Below are 24,360 nucleotides of genomic sequence, written 5' to 3' on the forward strand. Positions count from 1 at the left end.
CATGTTGACCTTAACTTGCAGACTTGCCTCCGTTCAGGACGTGCGAACTCATGGAGGCAACGATGTACGACGTCGTCATCGCCGGCGGAGGTCCGGCCGGTCTGGCCGCGGCGCTCATGCTGGGACGGGTGCACCGCACCGTGCTGCTGGTCGACGCCGGGGAGGGGCGAAATGCCCGGGCCGAGACCGTGCACAACTTTCTGACCAGGGATGGGATCCCGCCGGACGAGCTGCGTGCGCTCGGCCGGCGGGAGCTGGCCGGATATCCGGCAATCCGGACGCTGGCGGAGACGGTCGCCACGGTGGAGGCGGTGGGGAGCGGTTCCGGCTCGGAGGCCGTGGGGACGGTCACCGCTGACGAGGTGGAGGCCGTTCCGGCCGCCGGCGCGGCAGGCGGTGGGTTTCGGGTGGAGTTGTCCGGGGGTGGGGCGGTCGAGGGGCGGCGGGTGCTGCTGGCCACCGGGCTGGCGGACGAGCTGTCCGGGCCGCGTGGAGTGGCCGAGCTGTGGGGGCGTTCGGCCTTCCACTGCCCCTACTGCCACGGCTACGAGTGCACCGGCCTGCCGGTCGCGGTGCTCGGCGCCGGGCCCGCCCGCGTACGGCTGGCGCTGCAGCTGAGCCGGTTCGCCGCGAGCGTCGTGCTCTGCACCGGCGGCGAGCCGCTCGCCCAGGGCGCGCGGGAGACCCTGAGCGCGTACGGCGTGGCGGTGCGGTGCGAACCCGTCACCCGGCTGGAGGGCACGGACGGACGGCTGGAACGGATCGTGTTCGAGGGCGGCCCGCCGCTGGAACGGGCGGCGGTGTTCGTCGCGAACGTGCCGCGGCAACGCTCCGATCTGGCCGCCCGCCTGGGCTGCGCGGCCTTCGCCGACGGGTGCGTGGAGATCGACGAGTTCGGCCGGACGAGCGTGCCCGGCGTGTACGCGGCCGGCGACATGGCCCGGCGGCGCACCGTTCCCGTGCCGCTGGCCGCGGTGATCGCCGCAGCGGCGAGCGGCACCCTGGCCGGCGGGGCCATCGACCAGGACCTGCTCGGCGAGGACTTCGGCCTGCCCGACCCGTTCGCGCGGCGGGAGGGCTGAGACCGTGTCCTCCCGGAACGGCAACGTCCCCCTCGCCACCGCAGGGCTGCTGATCGGCATGCTGCTGTCGGTGCTCGACCAGACGGTGGTGGCCATCGCGCTGCCCGACATCGCCGCCGACCTGGGCGGCATGGACGCGATCGGCTGGGTCGTCACCTCGTACGTGCTGGCCTCGACCGCGACCGGCGCGCTCTACGGCCGGGTCAGCGACAGGTTCGGGCGGCGCACCGTGTTCATCACGGCGGTCGCCGTGTTCGCCGCGGGCTCGGCGCTGTGCGGCCTGGCGCAGTCGATGCCGGAGTTGATCGCCGCCAGGACGCTGCAGGGCGTCGGCGCCGGCGGGCTGTTCGTGCTGCCTACGATCGCGTTGTCGGAGCTGTACCCGCCACGGCTGCGCAGCCGGGTGCAGGGGTTCACCGGTGGCGTGTTCGCGCTGGCCAGCGTGGGCGGCCCGCTCGCCGGTGGCGCCATCACCGACGCCTGGGGCTGGCGCTGGATCTTCTACGTCAATCTGCCGCTCGCCCTGCTCGCCGTGGCCCTGACCGCGTACGCGCTGCGGCTGCCCACCCCCGGCGCGCACGGCCGGGCCGACCTGGCCGGGGCCGCGCTGCTCGCGGGCGCCATGGTGAGCCTCCTGCTGGTGACCGAGTGGGGCGGACGCACCTACGCCTGGACATCCGGCACGATCCTCGGGCTGGTGGGCGCGCTGGTGCTGCTGGCGGTGCTGTTCGTCCGGCGGGAGCGGCGGGCGGCCGACCCGCTGCTGCCGCTCCGGCTGTTCGCCCACCCCGCCCTGCGGGCCGCCCTGCCCGCCACCGCGCTGCTGGGCGCGCTGCTCGGCGGCTCGATCGTCTACCTGCCCACGTATCTGCAGGCCGGGTACGGCATGGGGGCGACGCAGGCGGGGCTGGCGCTGAACCCGTACGTGCTGCCGTTCATGGCGGTCTCCTCCCTGGCCGGGGCCCGCATCGGCGCGAGCGGGCGGTTCCGGCCCTACCTGATGGCCGGTGCGGCCATCGCGGCGCTGGGGTTCGCGGTGCTGGGCCGGCTCGCTCCCGGCGCCCCTTACCCGCTGTTCGCGGCGGGGATCGCGGTGCTGGGCGTCGGGTTCGGGCTGCTCATGCAGAACCTGGTCGTCGTCGCGCAGAACGCGGCCCCTCCCGCCGACCTGGCCGCCACCACCTCGGCCGTGGTGTCCGTACGCGGGCTCGGGCTGTCGCTCGGCGTGGCGGTCTTCGGCAGCCTGCTCACCCGCGAACTCCAGGGGCGCGCGCCCGGCCCGGCGGCGACCGCGGCGGCCATCCCCGACGTGCTGGCCTGGGGCGTTCCGGCCGCCGTCGTGCTGCTCGGGCTGGTCGCCCTGCTGCCGCGGGCCGTCCGCGCCGCGAACGCTCCGTCGTAGAAATCGGCCGATCTTCGAACCGTTGACCCGCATGAGCCGTCTTCTATGAACGGGCACTTTGTGTCAGAGCGAAGGGCGGGGGCTCAGCAACATGATCAGTCCGGATACCGTGCTGGCGAATCGCTACCGCCTCGTGTCACGGCTCGGCGGCGGCGGTCACGGCGAGGTGTGGCGGGCGCACGACCTCCTGCTCGACCGGGTCGTCGCGGTGAAGACCATCCGCGCGGGGCTGGCCGACGATCCCGAGTTCGCGGCCCGGTTCCATGCCGAGGCGCGGTCCATGGCCACGATCGACCATCCCGGCGTGGTGGCCGTGTTCGACTTCGGCATCGCCGAGTTGTCCGGCCGGCGCACCCCGTACCTGGTCATGCAGTATCTGGACGGGGAGCCGCTGCATCTGCTGCTGTCCCGCGGCGGGCGGATCCCGGCCGGCGCGGCGATGGACCTGGTCGCGCAGACCGCCGAGGCGTTGCAGGCCGCGCACGACGCCGGCGTGGTGCACCGGGACGTCAAACCGGGCAACCTGGTGATCCGGCCGGACGGCAGCGTCGTGCTGACCGACTTCGGCATCGCCCGGTCGGCGGGCGACGGCAAGCTGACCGCCACCGGCATCGTGCTCGGCACCGTCGTCTACTGCGCTCCCGAACAGGCCGAGGGCGCCGCGCCCAGCACGGCGATGGACGTGTACGCGCTGGGCGTGGTCGCCTACGAGTGCCTGACGGGGCAGGTGCCGTTCCAGGGCGAGAACGCGGTCGCGATCGCGCTCAAGCACGTGAACGAGGCGCCGGCGCCGCTGCCCGCGCACGTGCCGGCGGCGGTGGGCGAGGTGGTCATGCGGGCTCTGGCCAAGGATCCGGCGGATCGCTGGCCCAGCGCCGGTGCCCTGGCCGCGGCGGCCCGCGCTCTCACGGATCGCGCGGCCCCAGGCCCGTCGCTCGCAGATCGCGCGGCCCCCGGCCCGTCGCTCGCGGACCGCGCGGGCGTCGGCCCGTGGCTCGCGGACCGAACGGCCTCGGGTCCGTCACTCGCGGACCGATCAGCCTCGGGTCCGCCATTCGACGACGTGCCCGATTTGTCGGACCGTTCGGACGTCGGGGATCACCAGGACCTTACGCCCCCTTCCGACCGACGGGACCGCTCGGCGACCGGCTCTTCGCCGATGGCGGGGCGGTCCGGCTCGGGTGAGCGGGCGCCGGTCGGCGGGCGTGCCACGGCTGGTGGTGCGGCGGTCTCTGGGACGGGTACGGACCGCGCCACCCTCCCCGCGCCGGCCGGTGGGCGGCGGGTACGGCGGTGGGCGCTGAGCGTGGGAGCCGGGTTCGTCGCCACGGCCATCGCGGCCACGGCGGCCTGGAACCTGCTGGGCACCGACCACCCGGAGTCGCCGGCGTCCCAGGCGCAGGCAGGACCGACCCCGCCGATCGCCACCGACCCGTCGCCCGACCTCCTCACCCACACACGGGACGACGACGACGAGCCCCGCGAGCGGCCGACGACCCCCGCTCCCGTCGAGACCACCCCGGAGACCGGCCCCTCCGAGGACCCCTCTCCCCCGCCTCCGGCCGAGGGGGTGCTGGTCGGCGGCATCGTGCACAGCGGCGGGCCGTCCTCCGGCGACCCGGAGCAGGACGGATACCAGCCCGGACAGGTCGACGTCTTCACCGGCAAGGGCAAACGGGTGGCGAGCCGGCGCGCGGACCGCCGCGGGTTCCGGTTCTCGCTGCCCCGGGGCGGTTACCGGCTCCAGACGGCCGTAGCCGGCAGGACGTGTTCGACGACGGCCCGGGTCACGCCGGACCGGACCACGCGGGCCGACCTCACGTGCTCGATCCCCGAGCCGGGCTTCCGCAGCGCGGCGGTGAAGGACGTACCCGGGGACGTGAAGGGCGGGCCGGATTCGGGTGAGACACCCCCGTACGCGGACCTGCTGGTGGCGGCGGCGAACGGCGGCCAGGGCGGCGTCACGCTGGCGTTCGTCACCGGCGGTCCCATCCCGGGGAAGGCTCCGTCCGGGAAGAGCCAGAGCCGGTGGGCGGTCTCCATCGAGCAGGACGGCAGGACCTTCGTGCTGTCGTTCACCGGCCGCGACGGCGCGTGGAGCGCCGCATGGACGCCGGCGACCGGCCCGGTCGCGGCCAAGCCGGTGATCTCGGGGGCCAGCATCTCCGTCGCCTTCGACCGCGCCCAGCTGAAGACGGCCCCGGTCGACTTCACCCAGCCGTACCGGATCAGCCACGCGGACGCGAACGTGACCATCGACACGCACACCTGGACCGACTCGACGCCCTGACCAGCTGCGCCGGCAGGCACGCTCCCGCCATCGGGACGAAACGACGCCAAATAGGCGACACGGTTTTCCCGGCGCACGACATCCGGCACCCGGTGCCCGGCGTCTGGCGCATGGCGCCCTGTGGCTGGCGTCTGATGCCCGTATCCGGCGCACAGCATCCGGTGTCCGGCGCACGGTGCCCGGCGCACGGTGCCCGGCCTCTGGCGCACGGCGTCTGGCGCGGGGGTCTGGCGTCTGATGCCCGTGTCCGGCTCTCAGCATCCGGTGCCCGGCGGCCGGTGGCTGGCGGCCGGCATCTGGCGCTGCGGTGGGGAACGGGTGGGGCTGTCAGAGGGGTGCGGCCTGCGGGGATGGGCGGCCTATACGGTTTCGGGTATCGGTCGTGGCGCGTACCGATATTGGACCGGCCGGATCCTTCTCTGGTGTGCTCACTCCCGTGACCGTCACCGCTCCCACCTCTCCCCCGCCCGTCCAGGACGTCTCCGGCCGCCGGGTGGTCGTCACGGTGGTGGTGATCCAGCTCTCCTCCTGCCTGGGCTTCTTCTCGGTGATGGCGCACCTCGTCGCGCACCTCCGGCACGATCTCGGCCTGCTGGCCGGCACGGTGGGGCTGGTGCTCGGGGTGCGTACCGGCCTGCAGTTCGCGCTCCTGCTGCCGATCGGGGTGCTCACCGACCGGCTCGGGGCGCGCCGTACCGGGGTGATCGCGTGCCTGCTGCGTGCGCTGGGCTTCGCGCTGCTCGGTACGGCGGGCGAGGTGAGCACGTTGCTGTGCGCGGCCGTCGTGATCGCGGTGGGCGGTGCGCTCTACAACCCGGCGGCCCAGACGCTGCTGGCCGGCGCCGGGCCGGCGCACCGGGCCGGGGGCTTCGCCGCGTACGTCACCGCGCAGCACGTCGCGACGGTCGCGGGCCCGCCCGTCGGGCTGCTGCTGCTCGCCGCGGGACCCGGGTTCGCGCTGCTGGCCGGGGCCGCCGCCGCCATGTGGACGATCTCCTGCGGGCTGTTCCTGCTGCTGCCCAAGGGCCGGCGCGAACCCGCACCGGCTCCGTTCAGCGGGGTGGCCGCCGGGGTGCGGGCGGTGCTCGGCGACCGCTCGTTCCTGCTCTTCGCGCTGCTGACCGCGCCCACGACGCTGCTGGCCAACCACATCATGACCGCCGTGCCGCTGCTCGGCTTCGCGCCCGGCGCGGCGACGCTCTGCTTCTGCGTCCTGGCCGCCGTGGCCGCCGCGGCGCAGCCGTTCGTGGCGGCGGGCCGGCGGGGCGAACGTCCGTGGGTGCTGCGCGCCGGTCTGTGCTGCGCGGCGGCGGCGTTCTTCGTGCTGGCCACGCTGGACGGTACGCAGCCGGGGCCGCTCATGATCGCCGCAGTGCTGAACGGCGTGGCGAACGGGCTCATCCAGCCGTCGATCTTCCAGCGCGTCACCCGGCACGCCCCGGCCGAGCGGTTCGGCTCGTACTACGGGGTGCTGGCGTTCTGCGCCGGCATGTTCTCCTTCGCCGGCGAACTGGTGATCGGCCAGCTCTTCGACCTGGGCCCGGCGGGCGCGACGGCCGCACTGACCGGCGTCGGCGCGTTCGCCCTGGTGGCGGCCATCGCCCTGCGCGACCGGCGACACGGCTCGAACCTCGACGGCGACCACGGCCGGGAGCGCGGCTCGGACCTCGACGGCGACCAGGGAGGGCGCGAGCGGCTCGGTCGCCAGCCCGCGCTGTGAGCTTCAGTAGTATTTCCGCCTGTTCGCTGCCGAATGAGGAGAGGTGCGCCCGTGCGGCGTCTGAGTGTGCCGGGGCACGTACCTCCGCCCCTGGAAGGGCGGCTGCGGCTCGGCGATCCGCCCGATCGGCCTGACGCGATCACGGTGAACTCGCGCCATCTGAGCCGGGCGGGCCGGCCGTGGTTCCCCGTGATGGGCGAGTTCCACTACGGCCGCTATCCCGCCGCTGAGTGGCGCGAGGAGCTGCTGAAGGTACGGGCCGGCGGCGTGGGCGTGGTCGCCGCGTACGTCTTCTGGAACCTGCACGAGGAGCGCCGCGGCGTCTTCGACTGGAGCGGCGACCGCCACCTGCGGCGCTTCGTGACCACCTGCGCCGAGCTGGGCCTCGACATGGTGGTGCGGATCGGGCCGTGGGGGCACGGGGAGTCGCGCAACGGCGGTTTCCCCGACTGGGTGCTCGCGGCGGACTGCGTGCCACGTACCGACGATCCTCGCTACCTCGCGCTGGTGCGGCCGTTGTTCGAGCAGATCGGCGCGCAACTCTCCGGGCTGACCCGGGCGGACGGGGGCCCGGTGGTGGCGGTGCAGATCGAGAACGAGCTGCACGACCAGCCCGGGCACCTCCTCACGCTCAAACGCCTGGCCAGGGCGGCGGGCATCGACGCGCCGCTGTGGACGGCCACCGGCTGGGGGCACGCGCGGCTTCCCGCGGACGAGCTGATCCCGCTGTTCGGCGGCTATCCCGAGGCCGCCTGGGACACCGCCCACGACGGCTGGCCGCGCCAGAGCCGGGCCCACTACTTCTTCGGCCCCGGCCGCGATGACGACTCCATCGGCGCGGACCTGCGCACCACCGAGGCGGCCGGCTCGGACGAGAGCCACCTGGCGCGCTACCCGTTCGCCACCTGCGAGCTGGGCGGCGGCATGTACACCTCCTACCACCGCCGTCCCGTCGTGACGGCGGCCGACATCGCCGCGCTCGCGCTGGTAAAGCTGGGCAGCGGGTCGGTGTGGCAGGGCTACTACATGTACCACGGCGCCTCGCAGCAGATCGGCGAGCTGTCCACCCTCCAGGAGTCGCACGCCACCGGCTACCCCAACGACTGCCCGGTGATCAACTACGACTTCCAGGCGCCGCTCGGCGAGTACGGCCAGTTCCGCGAGTCCTACCGCCACCTGCGGCTGCAGCACCTGTGGCTGGCTGCGGACGGCCCCGACCTGGCGATGATGACGCTCACCATGCCGCCCGGCGCGCCGGCCGACACCGCCGACCGGGAGACGCTGCGCTGGTGCGTGCGCTCCGACGGTCGTTCGGGCTTCCTGTTCGTCAACAACCATCAGCCCGTCGAGACGCTGCCCGCTCATGACGGCGTCCGGTTCGCCGTCGAGCTGGACGGCCGCGAGCTCGTCGTCCCGAGCGAGCCGGTGACGGTGCCGTCAGGTGCGTACTTCGCCTGGCCGCTCGCCCGCCCGGTCGGACGGAGCCTGCTGCTGACGGCCACCGCGCAGCCCATGTGCGTGATCGACGCCGAGGACCCGGTGCACGTGTTCACGCAGACGGCCGGGATCCCGGTCGAGCTGGTCTTCGACGCCACGACGGTGACCGCGATCGAGGGTCCCACGGCGATGACCGGGGACGAGAATCCCGCGACCGCGACCGCGACCAGGACCGGATCCGGATCCGGGACCGGGACCGGGACCGGTGACGAGGGCTCTGTGACCGTGCGCCGGGAAGGTGACCGGGTCGTGGTCACGGGGCTGCGGCCGGGGCCCGGATGCCTGGTTCGGGTGAGCGACGCCTCCGGAGGCCGGGCGGCCGTTCTCGTGCTGGACGCCGCGAGCGCCCTCACCGCGACCCGTGGCCGCCTCTGGGACGCCGATCGGCTCGTGCTGAGCGACGGGCCGGCCGTCATCGACGACGGACGCCTGACCTGCTACGGCGGGACCGACCTGATCCGGATCTTCCCCGCGCCCGAGTTCGCCACCAGCACCGACGGCGTGTTCGGGCTCCTGCCGCTGCCCGCTCCCCCGCCCGGGCCGACGCCGCAGGCGGGGGTGGAGCTGGTCGCACCGGCGGGCCCGGCCCGGCGGCCGGTCGTCGACGCCGCCTCCGGGCGGGCTTCCGCGCCCACCGACGCCGACTTCGACCAGGCCGCCGTCTACCGGATCACCATCCCCGAGGAGCTGTTCGCGCGGAACGTCCCAGCGGACTCCGGCGACGCGGACGAGGTGCTGCTGCGGCTGGACTGGGTCGGCGACGTCGGCCGGGCCTACATCGGCGGCCGCCTCGTGGCCGATCAGTTCTGGTACGGCCCCGTCTGGGAGATCGGCCTGCGCAGGTTCCGCGACCTGCTCAGGAAGCACGGCGGCCTGGAGCTGCGGCTGCTGCCGCTGCGCGCGGACGCGCCCGTGTACGTCTCGCCCCAGGCACGCCCCACGTCCTACCCGGGCGGCAGCGTGCTTGACCTGCGCTCCGTCACCCTGGTTCGCCTGTCGCGAGCCCTGCTCCCGCCCATGTCGCCCCCCGGGCAGGTACGCGGCTGGTAAAAGGCTGGGCGAGAATTCGCCTGGAGGGGACCGCGGGGGGAAGCATCGTCATAGGGGGCTGGTTGGCACAGGTGTCGACAACGAAGCAGTACCGGTTCGTAAGAGGGATCGGCACATGATCCATTCGGGGGAATGTCATGTCGTTGCTACATTATCTGGGATTGACAAGCGTGCAGCAGTCACGCCGGCCCTACCCGATTCCGGGTGGCGGCAGCGGAGAATCCGACACCAGCAGGAGTGCGCGTCGCAGGCGCCGCCGCCGCTGAGCGGGGATTATCGGACCACATGCGAGACGCTGAGTCAGCGAAAAGGGCCCACCGGCAGACGCCGGCGGGCCCTTTCATTCGCGGTTTTCAGCCCTTCTTGTGGCAGTGCCACTTGTAGTACGTGTGGTAGTGGCCCTTCTTGTGGTAGTGGCCCTTCCACCAGTGGCCCTTCTTGTACCACTTCTTGTAGTAGTGCTTGTGCCAGTAGTAGCCGTGCTTGCAGCCGGCGCTGTCACTGGCAGTGGTGACCCCGGCCGTGGTGGTGGTGCTCGCCTGGGCGGGGGCTGCGGTGGCAAGACCGGAGAGTGCCAAAGAAGCGGCGAGGACGCCGCCCGCGAGGATCTTTCGCATGACCTCTTCCTTTCGTGGATTGATGCTCACGATAGGAAGCCGGTTAATTCCGCTCCATGTACTTGTACGCGCTCGGCGCATCGATTTCCGGCTGAATATCATCGATCTACAAATCGAACCGGAAAATGGCGTTCTAACTAGTGACCGCCTCGCGTACGGCTGGAGCGATCTCCTGGGCCCAGCGGGCCAGCACGGTGTCGTCGGCGGCGCCGTGGTCGGCGGAGAAGAGCGTGAAGCCCGACGCGCCGTGCTCCAGCACCGCTCCGGTCAATTCCTCGATCCACTGGGCGGCCGAGCCGCCGAGCCAGCGGCCGTCGTCGTCGCGGGTGGCGGGCAGCGGCCGGTCGGTGATGCGGCCGGGAAGGTTGTAGATCGTACGGATCTCGCCCGGATCGCGGCCGGCCGACGCCGCGGCCTCGTCGATGATCGGCCGGGAGGTGCGGTAACGCTCGCTGAGCCAGTCGGCCGCATGACCGGGGATCCAGCCGTCGGCCACCCGGCCGGTGGCGGCCAGCGACTTGGGGCCGACGGACCCGGTCCACACGGGCGGAGCGGCGACGGGGGCGGGCTCGATCTGGCGCACCTGGTAGTGGGCGCCTTCGAAGGTGACCGGCGGGCCGCCGCCCGACAGCAGCCTGACCAGGGTGATCGCCTCCTCGAACGCGTCCACGGCGGCACCGGGCGAGAGCCGGGGCACACCCATGTCGGCGATGCGGTCCCACAGCCCGCCCGCGCCCACGCCCAGCACGACGCGGCCGCCCGACAGCGCCGACAGCGAGGTCACCGTCCTGGCCAGCATGGCCGGCGGCCGGGTCGGCACGTTGGTGACGTTGACGAGGCCGGCGATGTGCCGCGTGCTCCCGAGGACGAAGCCGAGCGTGGCGTAGGCGTCGAGGCGCCCGCCGAGGTAGGGGTGGTCGGACAGGCTGAAGTGGTCGAGCCCGTCCCGGTCGCCCTGCTGGACCGTGCGCAGCAGCCCGGGTATGTCGTCGATGCCGGGGTGCGTACCGAAACCGAAGACGACGTCATGTGCGGACAATGTTCTCTCCCCCGTGCGCGACCGTAGACCATCGATCACTGGCGACACTTTGAGTTCGTATCACGAACCATATTGATTCGTGATACGAACTGCAAGTCAGCCGGCCCGATCCGGCTCCAGGAAGACCGTGGGCACCTTGTTCTCCGCCACGACCCGGCCGAGCAGAGCGGCGAGCGTGTCGCGCTCCGCCGGTCCGAACTCAGAGATCAGCTCCTCGACCCGGCGGCAGGTCTCGGCGTGGAAGCCGTCGGCCACCTTGACGCCCCGCCGGGTGAGCGCCACCCGCACCGCGCGGGAGTCCTGCGGGTCCGGTCTGCGCTGGACCAGGCCGTTGCGTTCGCTGCGGTCGACCAGTCCGGTCAGGCTCGACTTCGCCAGGCCGAGCACCGCGCCGAGCTCGCTCATCCCGTACGGCTGCGCCATCAGGACGCACAGCAGCTGCCCCTGCTGGGAAGTGAGGCCGTATTCACGGGCGGAGGCCGCGTACACGGCGTTCACCAGGAACGTGGCCCGCACCAGCGCGCTCACCGGCCCGATCGGGCCACCCTCGTTCTCGTCCACCGGCCCAGAATAGCGAATTCGCGGCACGAACTATCATCACCGCAGAATGCGGATCGGCCGGTGCCGTGATGTCAGCGCTCCGCCGTACGGCGCGAGGCTCCAGGAGCGCTCGGAAAGGCGGCGCGCACTCCCGCACCACGGACGACGAAGGCGACGGCGACCAGGGCCAGGGCGCTCAGGCCCTGCATCACCGCGTACCAGACCGGGCAGAGACCCGGGATCAGGTCGACGCCGACGATCGCGATCGGCATGATGACGCTCACCGCGCGCACCCGCTCGAAGCCGCGCCTATCGCCCCGCGCGGCACGGACGATCAGCCGGTGCAGCACAGGGGCGAGGGCGAGCAGGATGACCGCCCGCACCCACATGAACGCGGTCACCTCCGCCCCGCCGGCCGACAGCGCGGCGACCGTCGCGAGGGTGACGGCGCTTATCACCCCGTAGATCACGACACACTTGCGGGCCGGCTCGAACGCCTCCCGGGTGCGGGAATCGTCCAGGCCGGGCGCGGTGACCTCACCGATGTTCCTCATGTCCGTCTCCTCCGTCTCGTCGGTGCTGCCGACGCTACGGAGGAGACGGACGGCCCGGTATGGGCCTGTACGTACGGGCGGGTGGGGCTGGACCCACTCCCGGTCAGCCGCGCACGGCGTCGGCGGTGTCGGCCGCATCCGTGATGGCGCGGTCGTCGAGCTCGTCGTCGATCAGGAAGCCACCCGACTGGTGCCGCCAGAGCCGGGCGTAGGGACCGTCGGCCTCCAGCAGCTCACTGTGCGTGCCCTGCTCCACGACCCGCCCCCGGTTGAGCACGATCAGCCGGTCCATCCGGACGACGGTGCTCAGCCGGTGGGCGACGACGAGCGCGGTCCGGTCGCGCATGAGGTGCCACAGCGCCTCCTGGACCAGAACCTCGCTCTCGGAGTCGAGCGCGCTGGTCGCCTCGTCCAGCAGCAGGACCGGCGCCTCGCGCAGGATGGCCCGGGCGAGGGCGAGTCGTTGCCGCTGGCCGCCGGAGAGCTTGACGCCGCGCTCGCCGACCAGGGTGTCGAAGCCGTCGGGCAGGGACTCGGCGAACTCGGTGACGTGCGCCGCCCGCGCCGCCCGCAGGATCTCGGCCTCGGTGGCCTCCGGCCGGGCGAAGCCGATGTTGTCGCGGATCGACCGGTGGAACATGGCCGGCTCCTGCGGCACGTACGCGATCAGGCTGCGCAGGTCGGCCTGACGCAGGCGGGCGATGTCCTGGCCGCCGATCAGGATCCGGCCTCCGTCGATGTCCATCAGGCGCAGCAGCAGCCGGGTCAGGGTGCTCTTGCCGCCGCCCGACTGGCCGACCAGCCCGATCTTGGTGCCGCTGGGGATGTCGAGGTCGAGACCGTCGAAGAGCGGCGGGCCGTCGCCGTAGCCGAATCGCACCCGCTCGAAGCGGATGGCCGCGTCGGCCGGGCGCAGCGGCTGCGGGTCGGCGGGGTCGACCACGGTCGGCGGCTCCAGCAGCAGCTCGGTGAACTGGGCCGCCTCGGTGAGCGTGCTCTCCAGCCGCCGGTAGATCTGGTTGAACTCGAACATGATGTTGATCGTGTTCGTGTAGTACGTGAACGTCACCACGATGGCCTCCACGCCCAGGCCACCCCGGAGCGCCACGGCGAGCAGCAGGCCGACGGCGCTGGTGAGGACCGCCAGCGGGGCCACGACGGTGTCGACCCGCAGGTTGCCGTAGTCCCATGAGCGCAGCGACAGCCGGCGCTGCTCGGCGATCCGCTCCCGGTGCTCGCTCGCCTCGCGGCCCTCGGCGGCGAACGCGCGCACGGTGTCCATGTTGGACAGCACGTCGGCGACGTGGCCCGACACGCGGACCTTGGCGGCCTCGCGCTGATCCACCAGCGCCTGGCGGCGGCGGATGAGCGGGGCGACGAGGAAGGCGGTGAGCAGGATGAGGCCGAGGAGCACGACGACCAGCAGCGGGTGGTACCGCCACAGCACCACCGAGGCGAAGATCAGCGGCACCAGCTTGGCCATGATCGAGAACGTCAGCGTGTCGACGAAGTCCTCGAACCTGCTGGAGTAGCCGAGCACCCGTTTCGTCAGCGAGCCGGCGAAGTTGTCGTGGAAGAAAGCGGTGTCCTTGACCAGCAGCTCGTCCATGCCGATCACGCCGAGCCGCTCGATGCCGCGGGCGTCGGTGCGGTTGAGGAAGTGCAGGCCCACCCGCCACAGCACCTCGCCGGCCAGCAGCAGGCCGCCGAAGCCGAGCACGTACGGCAGCAGCGCCCCGATCGAGCCGTCGCCGCCGGCGGCCAGATGCCCGATGAGCCCGGCCACCGCGAGCGGCGCCAGATAGGCGAGGCAGACGTTGCCCAGCGCCGGCAGCGCCAGCGCGGGCACCGAGACGCGCCACTGACGCCGGAGCTCCCCGCCGTAGTGGCGCAGGACCAGCATCACCGCTGATTTCCTTACGGACGGGCCGTCTTTCGCGCCCTCCCCTGATTCGAGCTGAGACATCGGCCCTCCCGAACGCCGCGACCCACCGTGGCCATGCTGCCGCAGCGAGTGCCCGGACAGCCAATGATTTTCCGCCGCGCGCACACGCGGGCGGCAGGCCCCGAGCGGCCGGGCGGCGGGCGGGCTCAGCCGGCGGTGTCGCCCGCGAACGCGGTGACGAGCTCCCCGGTGGTGAGGATGGCGTGCGCGAAGGTGGGGCCGTTCAGGTGGTGCGCGGCGTGCATCATCTCGGGCTGGAACGCGGCGGTGGCGTCGCGGACCAGCGTCACGTGGTAGCCGAGCTCCATGGCGAAGCGGCCGGTGGACTCCAGGCAGGTGTTGGCCAGCACGCCGATGAGCACCACGTGCGTGACGTGGTGCTGCTTGAGCTGGAAGTCCAGGTCGGTGTTGGCGAAGCCGCTCTGCGCCCAGTGCTCGTGGATGACGATGTCCTCCGGGTGCGGCTGCAGGTCCTGGTGGAACTCCCCGCCCCAGGTGCCGTACGCGAAGGAGTGCCGTTCCTGGATGCCGCGCTGGGTCGGGTTCGGATGGTCCCAGGTGTCGTAGTCGCCCGGCCGCCAGCGGCGGTGCGGGACGTACAGCACCCGCATACCGGCGCCGCGCGCGGTGGCGACCACGGCGCGGAGGTGGTCCACCAGCCCGACCGCCTCCGCCACGGGCCGCAGCCGGGGCCAGAGCTTGCCGCCCTCGGAGATGAAGTCGTTGTAGGGGTCGACCAGCAGCACCGCCGTGCTGCCTGGGCCGTAGGCGCGGGTCATGACGTTCTCCCTCAGGTCCGGGTGACGAAGCGGAAGATCCGCCCGTACGGGATCCGCTCCTGCTGCCGATATACCCACCTTCACCCCTCATGACCTGGCGAAACGGGCGATCAGGAGAGGCGCGGCCGGACGCGGCGGCGCGCCCTTTCTGTGAGTTATGGGATAATCACTCCAGATGCGGCACGCGCACCATCCGGCGCTGACGATCCCGTCCCCGCATGACGAAAGCCAGGTCTGTGACCACTCCCCACGCCGACCGTCCCGACGCCGACCGTCCTGACATGCCCGTTCCCGGCAGTCTCGCCCTTCCCGGCGCCGTCCAGCTGACCGACCTCGGACTCGTCCTGCGCGAATGGGACGACGACGACGTGCCCGCGATGGCCGAGCTGTTCGACGAGCCGGACGTCGCCCGCTGGACGCCGCTCAGCGCGCCCTTCGACCAGGCGGCCGCCCGGACGTACCTCGACCAGGCCCGCCGCCGTCGCGCCGCCGGGACGTCGCTCCAGCTCGCCGTCACCGTCGACGGCCTGCGGCCGCTCGGCGAGATCCTGCTGTTCGCCACCGGCGGCGCCGGCGAGGTGGAGCTGGCCTACGCCATCGGCGCCGCGCACCGCAGGCAGGGGCTGGCCCGCCGGTCCATCCAGCTGATCACCGGCTACGCCTACGACCCGCTGGCCGCCACCCGCGTGCTCCTGCGCATCGCCGAGGACAACGCCGCCAGCGCGGCGGTGGCCCGCTCCGCCGGCTTCGTGCTCACCCAGGAACCGCCCATCAGCCGGGCGGGCGCGCGCGACCCGCTGCGCACCTGGCTCCACCAGGGCTGAACTGGCGGGATGACGCGCATCCCCGCCACACACGCCCGATCGGCGATCGCACGCATAGCGGACGAAGTCCCGGGCAGTGTCGGCAACAAGCGACTTGGCCCACAGTGACGTTGGAAGGTTCATTGGAATGCTGGCCGTCCTGGCTCTCCCCTTGCTCATCCTGGCCGGACTGATGCTCATGCAGCGACTGGAGGAGGTGCTGCTGCCCGCGGCCCCGTCCCAGCCGCACGTACCCGCTCCGGAGCCCGTCGAGCTCCGGATCGAGCCGGCGCTCGCCGTACCCGGCGAGCAGCCCCGACCGGCCGCGCAGCCGGTCGTCCTCGCGGCCGAGGCCCCCAAGACCCGCGGCCGTACCGGCGCGGCGCCGTCCTGCCCGCATCGCCGCCACCCGCACCAGCGGCGGCACCCGGCGAAGGCGGCGTGACTCCGGCCGGGCGCTACCGGCGATCCTGAGATCGAGAGTCGTCACAACACTCTCTTGTCACCATTCTTTCTTGCACAGAGCAAGCGTCTGCTACCGTCGGGCTTGAGCAGATCCACCGCTCCAGCGGTCGACCACAGCGGCCGGAGAGCCGGTCAGGGCAGCGTTCGGCTCGATCGCCCGCGCTGCGCGTGTCGGCATGGCCACGCGCTGAGGCAGGGATGCCATGAGCCAATCGTCCGAGACCTCTCCGGCCTCGCCGGGACCAGCCGCGTTCCGTTTCGAACGGTGGTTGTGCGGGCCGGTGACGGTCGTGAGCATGATCGGCTCCTTCGACCGGCCGGCCGTGGGGCAGGTGTACCCGGTGCTGGTTCAGGCGCTGGTCGCGCGCCTGCCGCCGTACCTCGTCCTGGATCTGCGCCGGCTCACCGAGCTGACCCTGTGCGGCTGTCTCATGCTGCTGCTCGCCGAACGGCACGCCAAGGAGGCGAGCGGCCGGATGATCGCGGTCTGCGACAAGGAGCGGCTCGCCTGGGCTCCCGCCCTCGCCAGGGCCGCCACCATCGAGCAGGCCCTGGCCGAGCTGGCCGCCCGCGACCGCGACTACCGGCTCAGCGTGCTGCACCGCAGGAAGGACCGCGCGGCACCCGCGGCGAGGCCCGCCGGCATCATCCTTCCGCGAGGTCCGCGAACGTGGCCGTCGGCCCCCCGGCCCCCCGAACAGGAGCCGTGAGCCCCGCGGCTCACTTCCTGCGGGCTTCGAGCCCGTCGAGGATCAGGTCCAGGCCCCAGCCGAACTCGTCGCCGTAGTCGTAGCCGGGCCGCAGGGCGTGATCGACGATCATCTCCGCGAGGTACGGCAGCTCTTCCACCGGCAGCTCGGCGAGGATGTCGCCGGCCACGTCCTGGACCTCGTCGGGCGTGCTCAGCGGCAGGTTGGCCTCCTGCAGCACGTATCCGGCCACGTAGCTGTCGACGAGCGAGATGGCGTGCGCGGCCATCGGCAGGCTGAACCCCGCTTCGCGCAGGACTCCGAGCACGGCGTTGTGATGCCGCAGCGTCGCCAGGCCCGGGTTGCGCCGCGAGTCCATGAGGCCGAGCGCCCAGGTGTGCCGCGCCAGGACCGCGCGCGCCGAGCCGGCGCGGGCGCGGATCGCGTCGCGCCAGTCGGCGCACCCGGCGGCGGGCAGCTCGATCTCGGTGAAGACCACGTCCACGACGCCGTCGAGGATGGCGTCCTTGTTCGGCACGTGGTGGTAGAGCGACATCGCCTCCACGCCCAGCTCCTGCGCCACCCGCCGCATGGTCACGGCCTCGATGCCGCCGCGATCGGCGACCTGGACCGCGGCCTCCAGGACGAGGTCCCTGCTGAGCGGCCGGGCTGGTGACACGGAGAACTCCGGAGCTGATGACGGGTTGACAACCTTACAAGTGTAAGCGAGCCTTACGGTAGTAAGTCACCTTACAAGCGTAAGCCTCCGTGCCACGGCACGCCAGAGGAGAGGGGTCCGCGATGCCGATGCCGTTATGGTGGGGCCAGATCAACAAGCGGGTGTTCAACCCGCTCACGCTCGCCCAGGGGAAGTCGCCCGTGCTGACGCACGTCGGCCGCGCCTCCGGCCGCACCTTCCACACGCCGCTCGACGCCTTTCCCGTCACGGGCGGCTACCTGTTCATCCTCGTGTACGGCTCGCGCTCCGACTGGGTGCGCAACATCCTGGCGGCAGGCAGCGCCCGGCTCCTGGTCGACGGCAAGGAGGTGGAGCTCACCGCTCCCCGCGTCATCGGCAGGGACGAGGCGTTCGAGGCGCTGCCCACCAAGTCCCGCCGCCCGGTGCGGGTGCTGCGCATCACGGAGTTCCTGCGGATGGACCTGGCCGCCGGCTGACGTCCCGCCGCCCGGCCGCGACCTCCGGCGGCAGCCCGAGCCGGGCGGTCGGCACCCGGTACGTCTCCCGCCCGGTCGCGACCGCGGCCACGTTGACCAGGCACAGCACCGCCGTGATGATCGACACGCCGAGCCAGCTCTCGGGGCCGGTGCCCGCCACGGCGGTGGCCACGGTGGGCCCGAACCCGGCGATGGCGAAGCCGATCTGGGTACCGATCGCCATGCCCGACAGGCGTACCCGGGTGGTGAACATCTCCCCGTAGAACGACGGCCAGACCGCGTTGACGGCGCTGTAGACGATGCCGAACAGCGCGATGCCCACGGCGAAGATGAGCAGGAAGTCGCCGGTGTAGATCGACCACAGGTAGCCGAACATCAGCACCGCGCTGCCCAGCGAGCCGCCGATGAGGACCGGCTTGCGGCCCACCCGGTCCGACAGCCTGCCCCACAGCGGGATGGAGATCAGCGCGGCGATGTTGGCCAGCACTCCCACCCACAACATCGGCGTGCGTTCCAGGCCCATGGTGTTGACCGCGTACGACAGGGCGTGCACGGTGAAGATCGTGCTCACGGAGGCGATCACCGCGGCGACGACGACGCGCAGCACGTCCCGCCACTGCTCGCGGAAGAGCACGGCCAGCGGCATCTTCGCCACGGTGTCGGTGGCGACCTCGCGCTCGAACTCGGGCGTCTCCTCCAGCGTGCGCCTGATGATCACGCCGGCCGCCGCGACCACCACGCTCAGCCAGAACGGCACCCGCCAGCCCCAGCTCAGCAACTGCTCCTCGGGCAGGGCGGCGACCGGCAGGAAGATGGCGGTGGCGATGATCTGGCCGGCCTGCGTGCCGTTCAGGGTGAAGCTGGTGTAGTAGCCCCGGCGGTCCTCCGGCGCGTGCTCCAGCGTCATCGCGTTCGCGCCCGCCTGCTCGCCGGAGACGGAGAAGCCCTGCAGCAGGCGGAGCAGCACGAGCAGGATCGGCGCCGCCACCCCGATCTCGTCGTACGTGGGCAGGCAGCCGACCAGGAACGTGGACGCGCCCATCATCACCAGCGTGGTGACCAGCACCCGTTTGCGGCCGAACCTGTCCCCGATGTGCCCGAGCACGAAGGCGCCGACGGGCCTGGCCAGGTAGCCGACGCCGAAGGTGGCCAGGGCGAGCAGGGTTCCCGTGGCGGGAGAGGAGGAGGGGAAGAAGATCCGGTTGAAGACGAGCGCGGCGGCGGTGCCGTAGATGAAGAAGTCGTAGTACTCCAGCGCGCTGCCGATCCAGGCGGCGACGGCCGCTTTCCGTGGTTTGCCGGGCACGGTCACGATGGGCTCCTCACAGGGGCGTTCGAGGGGGGTGATGCGCTTCCAGGAAACTAACTCACTGGTTCGTACGTTACAAGGGTGCAGGCGTCACGCCGGCCGGACGAGGTCCTGGCCGCACGCCCTGGCGATGTCCCGCGTGCTGAGCCGCCAGCCGGACGGCGGCGTTGCCGGCGCCGTACCCCTGGTAGCCGCCGATCCGCTGGACCAGCTCGAAGAAGACCCGGCCCACGGTGACGGTGTAGAGGTGCAGGAACTCGCCGCCGTGCTCGTCCCGGTCGTAGAGGACGCCGAGGCCGCGCAGCTCGGGATCGACCTCGTGGCGGGCGTCCAGGTCGTCGTAGTAGTTGCCGGGGATCGGCAGCAGCAGCCCGGGATGCTCCTTCCGCAGCCTGCGAGCGACGGCCACCACGTCGTCGCAGGCCAGCGCCACGTGCTGCCACGGGAGGTGGTCGGCGCCGACCTGGGCCACGTTCACCACGACGCGGACCGCGCCGCCGGGGCCCGACATCGCCTTGCTGCGCAGCAGGCCGTACGGGTCGGGCACCTCCAGGCTCTCCTGCGGCCGGAGCCCGAGCACGCTGCGGTAGAACAGCGCCGCCTCGTCGAAGTGATGCCGCGGCTGGGTGAGGGCGACGTGGTCGATCCCCGTGATGAGGCCCGGCTGCGTCCCGGGCGGCCGGGAGGGGGTGAAGTCGGCGAGCCAGCCGTCGTCACAGAAGAAGATCTCGGTGCCGTCCGGCGCGGCCACCGCGTTCAGCTCCGCCTCCTCGGGAGTACGCGCGCGCGGCAGGATCGGCGACAGCAGTTCCTCGGCGTGCCCGGCCGCCCCGGCGGGGTCGGGGCTGTCCAGGCCGACGGCGATCAGGGCGGGGTCCGCCCCGGTGGCGTTGACCAGCAACCGCGCTCCGCCTTGCTCCCACAGCTCCACCGGTTTGCCGGGGTGCGTCCCCGTACGCGTGAAGCCGAGCGCCGCCGGGATCCCGCCGAGCCCGCCGGGGCCGGCCAGTTCGGCGAAGGCGAACCCGGTGGGCACCGCCGGATGCGCCGTGCCCGCCACCTCCCGCTCCAGGGCGATGAGCGAGCGCATGCCGTCCAGCGCGGTGCGTTCCGCCGACGCCTGGCGGAAGACGTCGTTGAACACCTCCAGCGACAGCGGCCCGGCATACCCCGCGCGCCGCACGCCGGCCAGCAGCCCGGCCAGGTCGAACGTGCCCTGGCCGGGGAAGCAGCGGTAGTGGCGGCTCCACGGCAGCACGTCCATGGCCAGGCGTGGGGCGTCGGCCAGCTGCAGGAAGAAGATCTTCTCGCCCGGGATGGCCTCGACGCCGATCGGGTCGGAGCCCCGCGACAGGATGTGGAAACTGTCCAGGCACACGCCCAGAGCGGGGTGGTCGGCCAGCCGGACGAGCCGCCAGGCGTGCAGGTACTCGTTGACGTGCCGGCCCCAGGCCAATGCCTCGTAGGCGACGCGGACGCCGTGCTCGGCGGCCCGCTCGGCCAGCAGCCGCAGGTGCCCGGCCGCCACGTCGTCGCCGGGAACGGCCGCGGGCGAGACGTTCGAGCAGAGCAGCAGCAGGTCGGCGCCGAGGCGCTCCATGAGCCGGAACTTGTGCTCGGCCCGGCGCAGGTTGCCCGGCAGCAGCTCGGCGGGCGCGCCTTCGAAGTCGCGGAAGGGCTGGTAGAGGTCGATGCCGAGGCCGAGATCGGCCGCGCGGGCGCGGATCTCCTCCGGCGGCAGCGGGCAGGCCAGCAGGTCGTTCTCGAAGATCTCCACGCCGTCGAACCCTGCGGCCGCGATGGCCTCCAGCTTCTCCACCAGGGTGCCGCTGACCGACACGGTGGCGATGGACTTGCGCACGCTTTCCTCCTCTTCCTCCCTGAACGGCTCTTCGTCCCCGAACAGGCTTCGCTCCCCCGAACAGGCTTCGCTCCCCCGAACGGGCGTCGCTCTCCCGGACGGGGGCCTCAGACGGTGATCAGATCCGTGAGGTGCGCGAGCATCCGCTCGGCGTCCGGCTCCCGGCCGGTGAACAGCCGGAACGCGTGCACGGCCTGGAAGACGACCATGCCGCCGCCGTCCAGCGTCCGGCAGCCGGCGGCCCGCGCGTGCCGCAGCAGCTCGGTCTCCAGCGGCCGGTAGACGATGTCGGCCACCCACAGCCCGGGGTGCAGGAGCGCGGCGGGCAGCGGCATCCCCGGATGCTGAGCCATGCCGGTCGGCGTCGCGTGCACCAGCCCGTCGGCCCGCTCCATGAGCCGCGGCAGCTCGGCCACGGGCGCGGGGCGGGCCCGTCCGGCGCCGAAGCGGGCGGTCAGCTCCCCGGTGAGCGTGCGGGCCCGCGCCGGGTCGGAGTCGACCACGGTGATCCGGTCGGCGCCCATCGTGAGCAGCGCGTGCGCGACCGCGGCCCCCGCTCCCCCGGCGCCGAGCTGGACGATCCGGCGGGCGGGCGCGTCGGGCAGTCCGCGCGCGAACGACTCGGCGAAGCCCGTCCAGTCGGTGTTGTGCCCGATCGCCCGATCGCCGTCGAACACCACGGTGTTGACCGCGCCGAGCATGCGGGCGTCCGGTGACAGCTCGTCCAGGTGCGGGATGACGTCCTGTTTGCAGGGATGAGTGACGTTGAGCCCGTCGTAGCCGAACCGGCGGGCCGTGCGGATCAGCTCGCCCACGTCGCCGCCCACCCGATCGGTGTCGAGCAGCCGGTAGACGTAGTGCAGCCTGTGGTGCGCGGCTTCCCGCTCGTGCAGGGGCGGGCTCAAGGAGGGGCCGATCCCCGAGCCGATCAGTCCGATCAGGAACGAATCCATCACTTCTCCCTTTCCAGCGGGGTACGACCGCGCAATGTCCTCCTAATGTACGTACTAGTGAGTTACATGACCAGACGGAAACGTTCGGCACCGGCGAGCGGAGCGGCCCCCGGCGGGAGGGGGCCGCAGCTCAGCGGCGGTCAGGTCGCGGTGGAGACCACCACGCGCCGGTTCTTCGCGCGGCCCGCCGGGTTGTCCGAGCCGTCCGCCTTGGTGTTCGGCGCGATCGGCTTGCTCTCCCCGTATCCGCGCGCCTTCAGCCGCGACCGGTCCAGGCCGCCCTCGTCCGCCAGCCACTCGACGACCGCCCGCGCCCGCCGCTCCGACAACGGCTGGTTGTGCGCGTCCTCGCCCTTGCCGTCGGTGTGCCCGTCCACGTCGATCCGCGCGTCCGGCCCCGCCTTCTTCCCGATCTCGCGGGCGACGCGCCTGAGTTCGGCGGCGGCCCCGGGCTTGACGGTGGCGCTGTCGAAGTCGAACAGCACGTCGGCCCTGATGCTGAACGCGATCGAGTCCTCTCCTTCCAGCACCTCGCTCTCGCCCACCTCGTACCCCTTCAGCTCCGCGCCCGGGATCTCCACGCCCGGCACCTCGACGCCGGGCACCTCCACCGCGGGCACCTCGACGGCGGGCAGGCACTCGTTCTGCTCGTTGCAGGCGCTGGGACGGATGATGGACGACCTGATCACGAAGGATCTGATGATGAACGGCCGGATGATGAAGGGCCGGATCACGAACGGGACGATGCCCCCGTTCTTCGGCTTGACCTGACACACCTCGGGCGTCGAGACGCCTTCGGCGTGCTTGCCCTCCGCCCGCCTGCCCTCGGCCCTGACCGGGTCGAGCTTGATGCCGCCCGCGTTCACGCCGGGGATCTCGACCGGCGGGATCTCCACGGCCGGGATCGACACCGGCGGGATCGACGCGGCGCCGAGGCAGCCGCCGGGAGCAGGGGCGATCTCGGTGCACTGGGCGGGGATGTGCAGGGCGGGGATGTCCACGCCGGGGATGGTGACGGCCGGGATGGTCGTGCCGCCCAGCTTGGCCTCCGGGATGACCACCGGGTCGGCGTGCACGGCCGGGCTGTCCACCGCGGGGATGAGCTCGCCGTTCGGGCAGTGCGACGGCTCAGGGCCGGTCGGCGACGCCGAAGCGGCCGGGCTGCCCGTCGTCCCGGCTGTTCGCGCCGGGCTCGCCGTCGTCCGGCCGGCCGCCGTGCCCGTCGCGGCCGGCGTCTGGCGCTCCTCCCCGCCCCCACCGGTCGCGCCCACGCCACACGCGGCCAGCACCATCGCGAGCAGCGGTGTCACGAGCAGGGTTCTCGACATGATCAATCTCCTACTGGATCGCGTAGACCCACGACGGTAGGACATCCACCTTCAGGATCCGCATAGAGCCGGCAGCGGACCACTCCCCCGCGAGGCTTGAGTTCCCGGAGCGCGAGAGGTCCACTGGGGAGTGAGGACGCGACCTCCGGCAGAAGGGTGGTTGAGGCTGATGGCCCGGCGCTCGGCACAGGAACTGGTCCCGCGCATGATCGTGGCGATGGCGCTGCTGGCGCTCGTGTACGCCGTGCCCATCGTGCTGGCGCTGATGGGCGGCGTCACCGTGCCCGTCGTGGTGACGGTGGTGGCGCTGGCGGTCCTGCCGCAGTGGTGGGCGACCGAGTGGATGGCGCGCAAGGCGACCAGGGCCAGGATCGTCTCCCCTGAGGAGCAGCCGGAGCTGCACGCCGTGCTGGACCGGCTGTGCGCGCTGAACGACCTGCCCAAACCGCGCGTGGCGGTCAGCCGGGACCCGCGGCCCAACGCCTTCACCCTCGGCCGCTCACGCCGGCACACCACCGTCATGGTGACCCAGGGGCTGCTGGACGCGCTGGAGCCGGAGGAGCTCACCGTGGCCATGGCGCACGAGGTCGCGCACATCCGTCACCGCGACGTGGCCTTCATGACGCTGGCCGGCTCCCTGACCATCGCCATGGCCTGGGGGATGCGGGTGGCCGGCCGGTTCGCCCGCAGGCACAGCCGCCCGGTGCCGTTCCTGCGGCAGGTCCGCGACCTGCCGGCGATGTTCTTCCTGGCCTCCTTCGCCTCGTGGATCGCCTTGCTGTGGGTGCTCAGCGTGCTGGCCCGGCTGCCGCTGCGGGCGCTGAGCCGCAGCCGCGAGCTGGCCGCCGACCACGACGCGGCGCTGCAGACGGGGCAGCCAGCGCTGCTGGCCGCCACCCTGCTCAAGATCAGCGGCTGTGGCGCGATCCCCCGCACCGACCTGCGCGCCGCGACGATCCCCGCCGTCGGGCTGGTGTCCACCGAGCCGGCCCGGTACGGCTGGTGGTCGAGCCACCCGAGGATCACCGAGCGGGTCGACCGCCTGACCTGAGACGGAGGCCTGAGCCCGCCCGACCCCGGCTGAGGATGTCGCCGGCGGGTCTCACAGGGGGATCCGCCAGTGCAGCCGGGTCCCGCCCTCCTCCGCGGACTCCAGCTCCACCGACCCGCCCAGCCGCCCGGCCCGTTCCTCGATGTTGCGCAGCCCGCTGCGCCGGCCGCCCTCGCCCAGGCCCACGCCGTTGTCGGAGACCAGCAGGGT

21 protein-coding genes are annotated in these 24,360 nt (G+C 72.4%); 10 read left to right on the top strand and 11 right to left on the bottom strand.

Annotation, left to right across the window (positions count from 1 at the left end; genetic code table 11):
* Nucleotides 1–62: 62 nt before the first annotated feature.
* From B0I32_RS43950 to B0I32_RS43970, 5 genes are all read left to right on the top strand, one after another.
* Nucleotides 63–1,082, top strand: a complete 1,020-nt coding sequence (locus B0I32_RS43950) for an NAD(P)/FAD-dependent oxidoreductase (protein ID WP_106249867.1) — start codon at nt 63–65, stop codon at nt 1,080–1,082.
* 4 nt (nt 1,083–1,086) lie between these two features.
* A complete protein-coding gene (locus B0I32_RS43955; RefSeq protein WP_106249797.1) occupies nt 1,087–2,484 on the top strand; it encodes an MDR family MFS transporter in 1,398 nt (465 codons plus the stop codon).
* Between the two features lie 91 nt (nt 2,485–2,575).
* Nucleotides 2,576–4,774, top strand: a complete 2,199-nt coding sequence (locus B0I32_RS43960) for a serine/threonine-protein kinase (RefSeq protein ID WP_106249798.1) — start codon at nt 2,576–2,578, stop codon at nt 4,772–4,774.
* Nucleotides 4,775–5,198: 424 nt separating this feature from the next.
* Entirely contained in the window at nt 5,199–6,494 is a 1,296-nt protein-coding gene (locus B0I32_RS43965) for an MFS transporter (protein ID WP_106249800.1), read from the top strand.
* Nucleotides 6,495–6,545: 51 nt separating this feature from the next.
* A complete protein-coding gene (locus B0I32_RS43970) occupies nt 6,546–9,041 on the top strand; it encodes a beta-galactosidase (protein ID WP_245956422.1) in 2,496 nt (831 codons plus the stop codon).
* 353 nt (nt 9,042–9,394) lie between these two features.
* Here B0I32_RS43970 and B0I32_RS43975 read toward each other — a convergent pair whose 3' ends face one another.
* The 6 genes from B0I32_RS43975 to B0I32_RS44000 all read right to left on the bottom strand — a co-directional run bounded on the left by B0I32_RS43975 (nt 9,395) and on the right by B0I32_RS44000 (nt 14,515).
* Nucleotides 9,395–9,658 (bottom strand): hypothetical protein, encoded by a 264-nt coding sequence (locus B0I32_RS43975; protein ID WP_106249803.1) that lies wholly within the window; start codon nt 9,656–9,658, stop codon nt 9,395–9,397.
* 133 nt (nt 9,659–9,791) lie between these two features.
* A complete protein-coding gene (locus B0I32_RS43980; protein ID WP_106249805.1) occupies nt 9,792–10,697 on the bottom strand; it encodes an LLM class flavin-dependent oxidoreductase in 906 nt (301 codons plus the stop codon).
* A 96-nt stretch (nt 10,698–10,793) separates the two neighbouring features.
* Nucleotides 10,794–11,258 (bottom strand): MarR family winged helix-turn-helix transcriptional regulator, encoded by a 465-nt coding sequence (locus B0I32_RS43985; protein ID WP_106249806.1) that lies wholly within the window; start codon nt 11,256–11,258, stop codon nt 10,794–10,796.
* Between the two features lie 71 nt (nt 11,259–11,329).
* The gene (locus B0I32_RS43990; RefSeq protein ID WP_219912316.1) at nt 11,330–11,791 is read right to left on the bottom strand and encodes a hypothetical protein; all 462 of its coding nucleotides are present in this window, start codon (nt 11,789–11,791) and stop codon (nt 11,330–11,332) included.
* A 103-nt stretch (nt 11,792–11,894) separates the two neighbouring features.
* Nucleotides 11,895–13,694 carry an ABC transporter ATP-binding protein gene (locus tag B0I32_RS43995; RefSeq protein ID WP_245956429.1) on the bottom strand — a complete coding sequence of 600 codons (1,800 nt, stop codon included), beginning with the start codon at nt 13,692–13,694 and terminating at the stop codon, nt 11,895–11,897.
* Between the two features lie 188 nt (nt 13,695–13,882).
* Entirely contained in the window at nt 13,883–14,515 is a 633-nt protein-coding gene (locus B0I32_RS44000) for a cysteine hydrolase family protein (protein WP_106249809.1), read from the bottom strand.
* Nucleotides 14,516–14,751: 236 nt separating this feature from the next.
* On the opposite strand from B0I32_RS44000, the gene B0I32_RS44005 reads away from it, so the two are divergent.
* The 3 genes from B0I32_RS44005 (at nt 14,752) to B0I32_RS44015 (ending at nt 16,493) form a co-directional block, all read left to right on the top strand.
* On the top strand, nt 14,752–15,339 hold the full coding sequence (locus B0I32_RS44005) for a GNAT family N-acetyltransferase (RefSeq protein WP_245956424.1): 588 nt from the start codon (nt 14,752–14,754) through the stop codon (nt 15,337–15,339).
* Nucleotides 15,340–15,466: 127 nt separating this feature from the next.
* Nucleotides 15,467–15,763, top strand: a complete 297-nt coding sequence (locus B0I32_RS44010; RefSeq protein ID WP_106249811.1) for a hypothetical protein — start codon at nt 15,467–15,469, stop codon at nt 15,761–15,763.
* 223 nt (nt 15,764–15,986) lie between these two features.
* The gene (locus B0I32_RS44015) at nt 15,987–16,493 is read left to right on the top strand and encodes an STAS domain-containing protein (RefSeq protein ID WP_146178528.1); all 507 of its coding nucleotides are present in this window, start codon (nt 15,987–15,989) and stop codon (nt 16,491–16,493) included.
* A 10-nt stretch (nt 16,494–16,503) separates the two neighbouring features.
* On the opposite strand, the gene B0I32_RS44020 is transcribed toward B0I32_RS44015, so the two are convergent.
* A complete protein-coding gene (locus B0I32_RS44020; RefSeq protein WP_106249814.1) occupies nt 16,504–17,151 on the bottom strand; it encodes a TetR/AcrR family transcriptional regulator in 648 nt (215 codons plus the stop codon).
* A gap of 122 nt (nt 17,152–17,273) precedes the next feature.
* Here B0I32_RS44020 and B0I32_RS44025 point away from each other — a divergent pair, with 122 nt between their 5' ends.
* The gene (locus B0I32_RS44025; protein ID WP_106249815.1) at nt 17,274–17,648 is read left to right on the top strand and encodes a nitroreductase family deazaflavin-dependent oxidoreductase; all 375 of its coding nucleotides are present in this window, start codon (nt 17,274–17,276) and stop codon (nt 17,646–17,648) included.
* Here B0I32_RS44025 and B0I32_RS44030 read toward each other — a convergent pair.
* The 4 genes from B0I32_RS44030 to B0I32_RS58295 form a co-directional block, all read right to left on the bottom strand.
* Entirely contained in the window at nt 17,611–18,960 is a 1,350-nt protein-coding gene (locus B0I32_RS44030; RefSeq protein WP_106249817.1) for an MFS transporter, read from the bottom strand. The two genes, B0I32_RS44025 and B0I32_RS44030, sit on opposite strands and share 38 nt — an antisense overlap.
* Before the next feature lie 70 nt (nt 18,961–19,030).
* Nucleotides 19,031–20,818 carry a sugar phosphate isomerase/epimerase and 4-hydroxyphenylpyruvate domain-containing protein gene (locus B0I32_RS44035; protein WP_106249818.1) on the bottom strand — a complete coding sequence of 596 codons (1,788 nt, stop codon included), beginning with the start codon at nt 20,816–20,818 and terminating at the stop codon, nt 19,031–19,033.
* Between the two features lie 107 nt (nt 20,819–20,925).
* Nucleotides 20,926–21,771, bottom strand: coding sequence for a shikimate dehydrogenase (locus tag B0I32_RS44040; RefSeq protein WP_106249820.1), 846 nt, complete (start codon nt 21,769–21,771; stop codon nt 20,926–20,928).
* A gap of 140 nt (nt 21,772–21,911) precedes the next feature.
* Nucleotides 21,912–23,099, bottom strand: a complete 1,188-nt coding sequence (locus tag B0I32_RS58295; RefSeq protein ID WP_219912317.1) for an OmpA family protein — start codon at nt 23,097–23,099, stop codon at nt 21,912–21,914.
* Between the two features lie 169 nt (nt 23,100–23,268).
* Here B0I32_RS58295 and B0I32_RS44050 point away from each other — a divergent pair, with 169 nt between their 5' ends.
* On the top strand, nt 23,269–24,150 hold the full coding sequence (locus B0I32_RS44050) for a M48 family metalloprotease (protein ID WP_106249821.1): 882 nt from the start codon (nt 23,269–23,271) through the stop codon (nt 24,148–24,150).
* Nucleotides 24,151–24,360 lie beyond the last annotated feature (210 nt).

The organism is Nonomuraea fuscirosea, assembly GCF_003001935.1.
Taxonomy (GTDB): domain Bacteria; phylum Actinomycetota; class Actinomycetes; order Streptosporangiales; family Streptosporangiaceae; genus Nonomuraea; species Nonomuraea fuscirosea.

Coding starts and splice junctions, on each gene's coding strand:
- B0I32_RS43950 (WP_106249867.1), top strand. CDS start 63: ATGTACGACGTCGTCATCGCCGGCGGAGGTCCGGCCGGTCTGGCCGCG.
- B0I32_RS43960 (WP_106249798.1), top strand. CDS start 2,576: ATGATCAGTCCGGATACCGTGCTGGCGAATCGCTACCGCCTCGTGTCA.
- B0I32_RS43975 (WP_106249803.1), bottom strand. CDS start 9,658: ATGCGAAAGATCCTCGCGGGCGGCGTCCTCGCCGCTTCTTTGGCACTC.
- B0I32_RS43990 (WP_219912316.1), bottom strand. CDS start 11,791: ATGAGGAACATCGGTGAGGTCACCGCGCCCGGCCTGGACGATTCCCGC.
- B0I32_RS43995 (WP_245956429.1), bottom strand. CDS start 13,694: ATGCTGGTCCTGCGCCACTACGGCGGGGAGCTCCGGCGTCAGTGGCGC.
- B0I32_RS44000 (WP_106249809.1), bottom strand. CDS start 14,515: ATGACCCGCGCCTACGGCCCAGGCAGCACGGCGGTGCTGCTGGTCGAC.
- B0I32_RS44010 (WP_106249811.1), top strand. CDS start 15,467: ATGCTGGCCGTCCTGGCTCTCCCCTTGCTCATCCTGGCCGGACTGATG.
- B0I32_RS44015 (WP_146178528.1), top strand. CDS start 15,987: ATGAGCCAATCGTCCGAGACCTCTCCGGCCTCGCCGGGACCAGCCGCG.
- B0I32_RS44025 (WP_106249815.1), top strand. CDS start 17,274: ATGCCGATGCCGTTATGGTGGGGCCAGATCAACAAGCGGGTGTTCAAC.
- B0I32_RS44040 (WP_106249820.1), bottom strand. CDS start 21,771: ATGGATTCGTTCCTGATCGGACTGATCGGCTCGGGGATCGGCCCCTCC.
- B0I32_RS58295 (WP_219912317.1), bottom strand. CDS start 23,099: ATGTCGAGAACCCTGCTCGTGACACCGCTGCTCGCGATGGTGCTGGCC.
- B0I32_RS44050 (WP_106249821.1), top strand. CDS start 23,269: ATGGCCCGGCGCTCGGCACAGGAACTGGTCCCGCGCATGATCGTGGCG.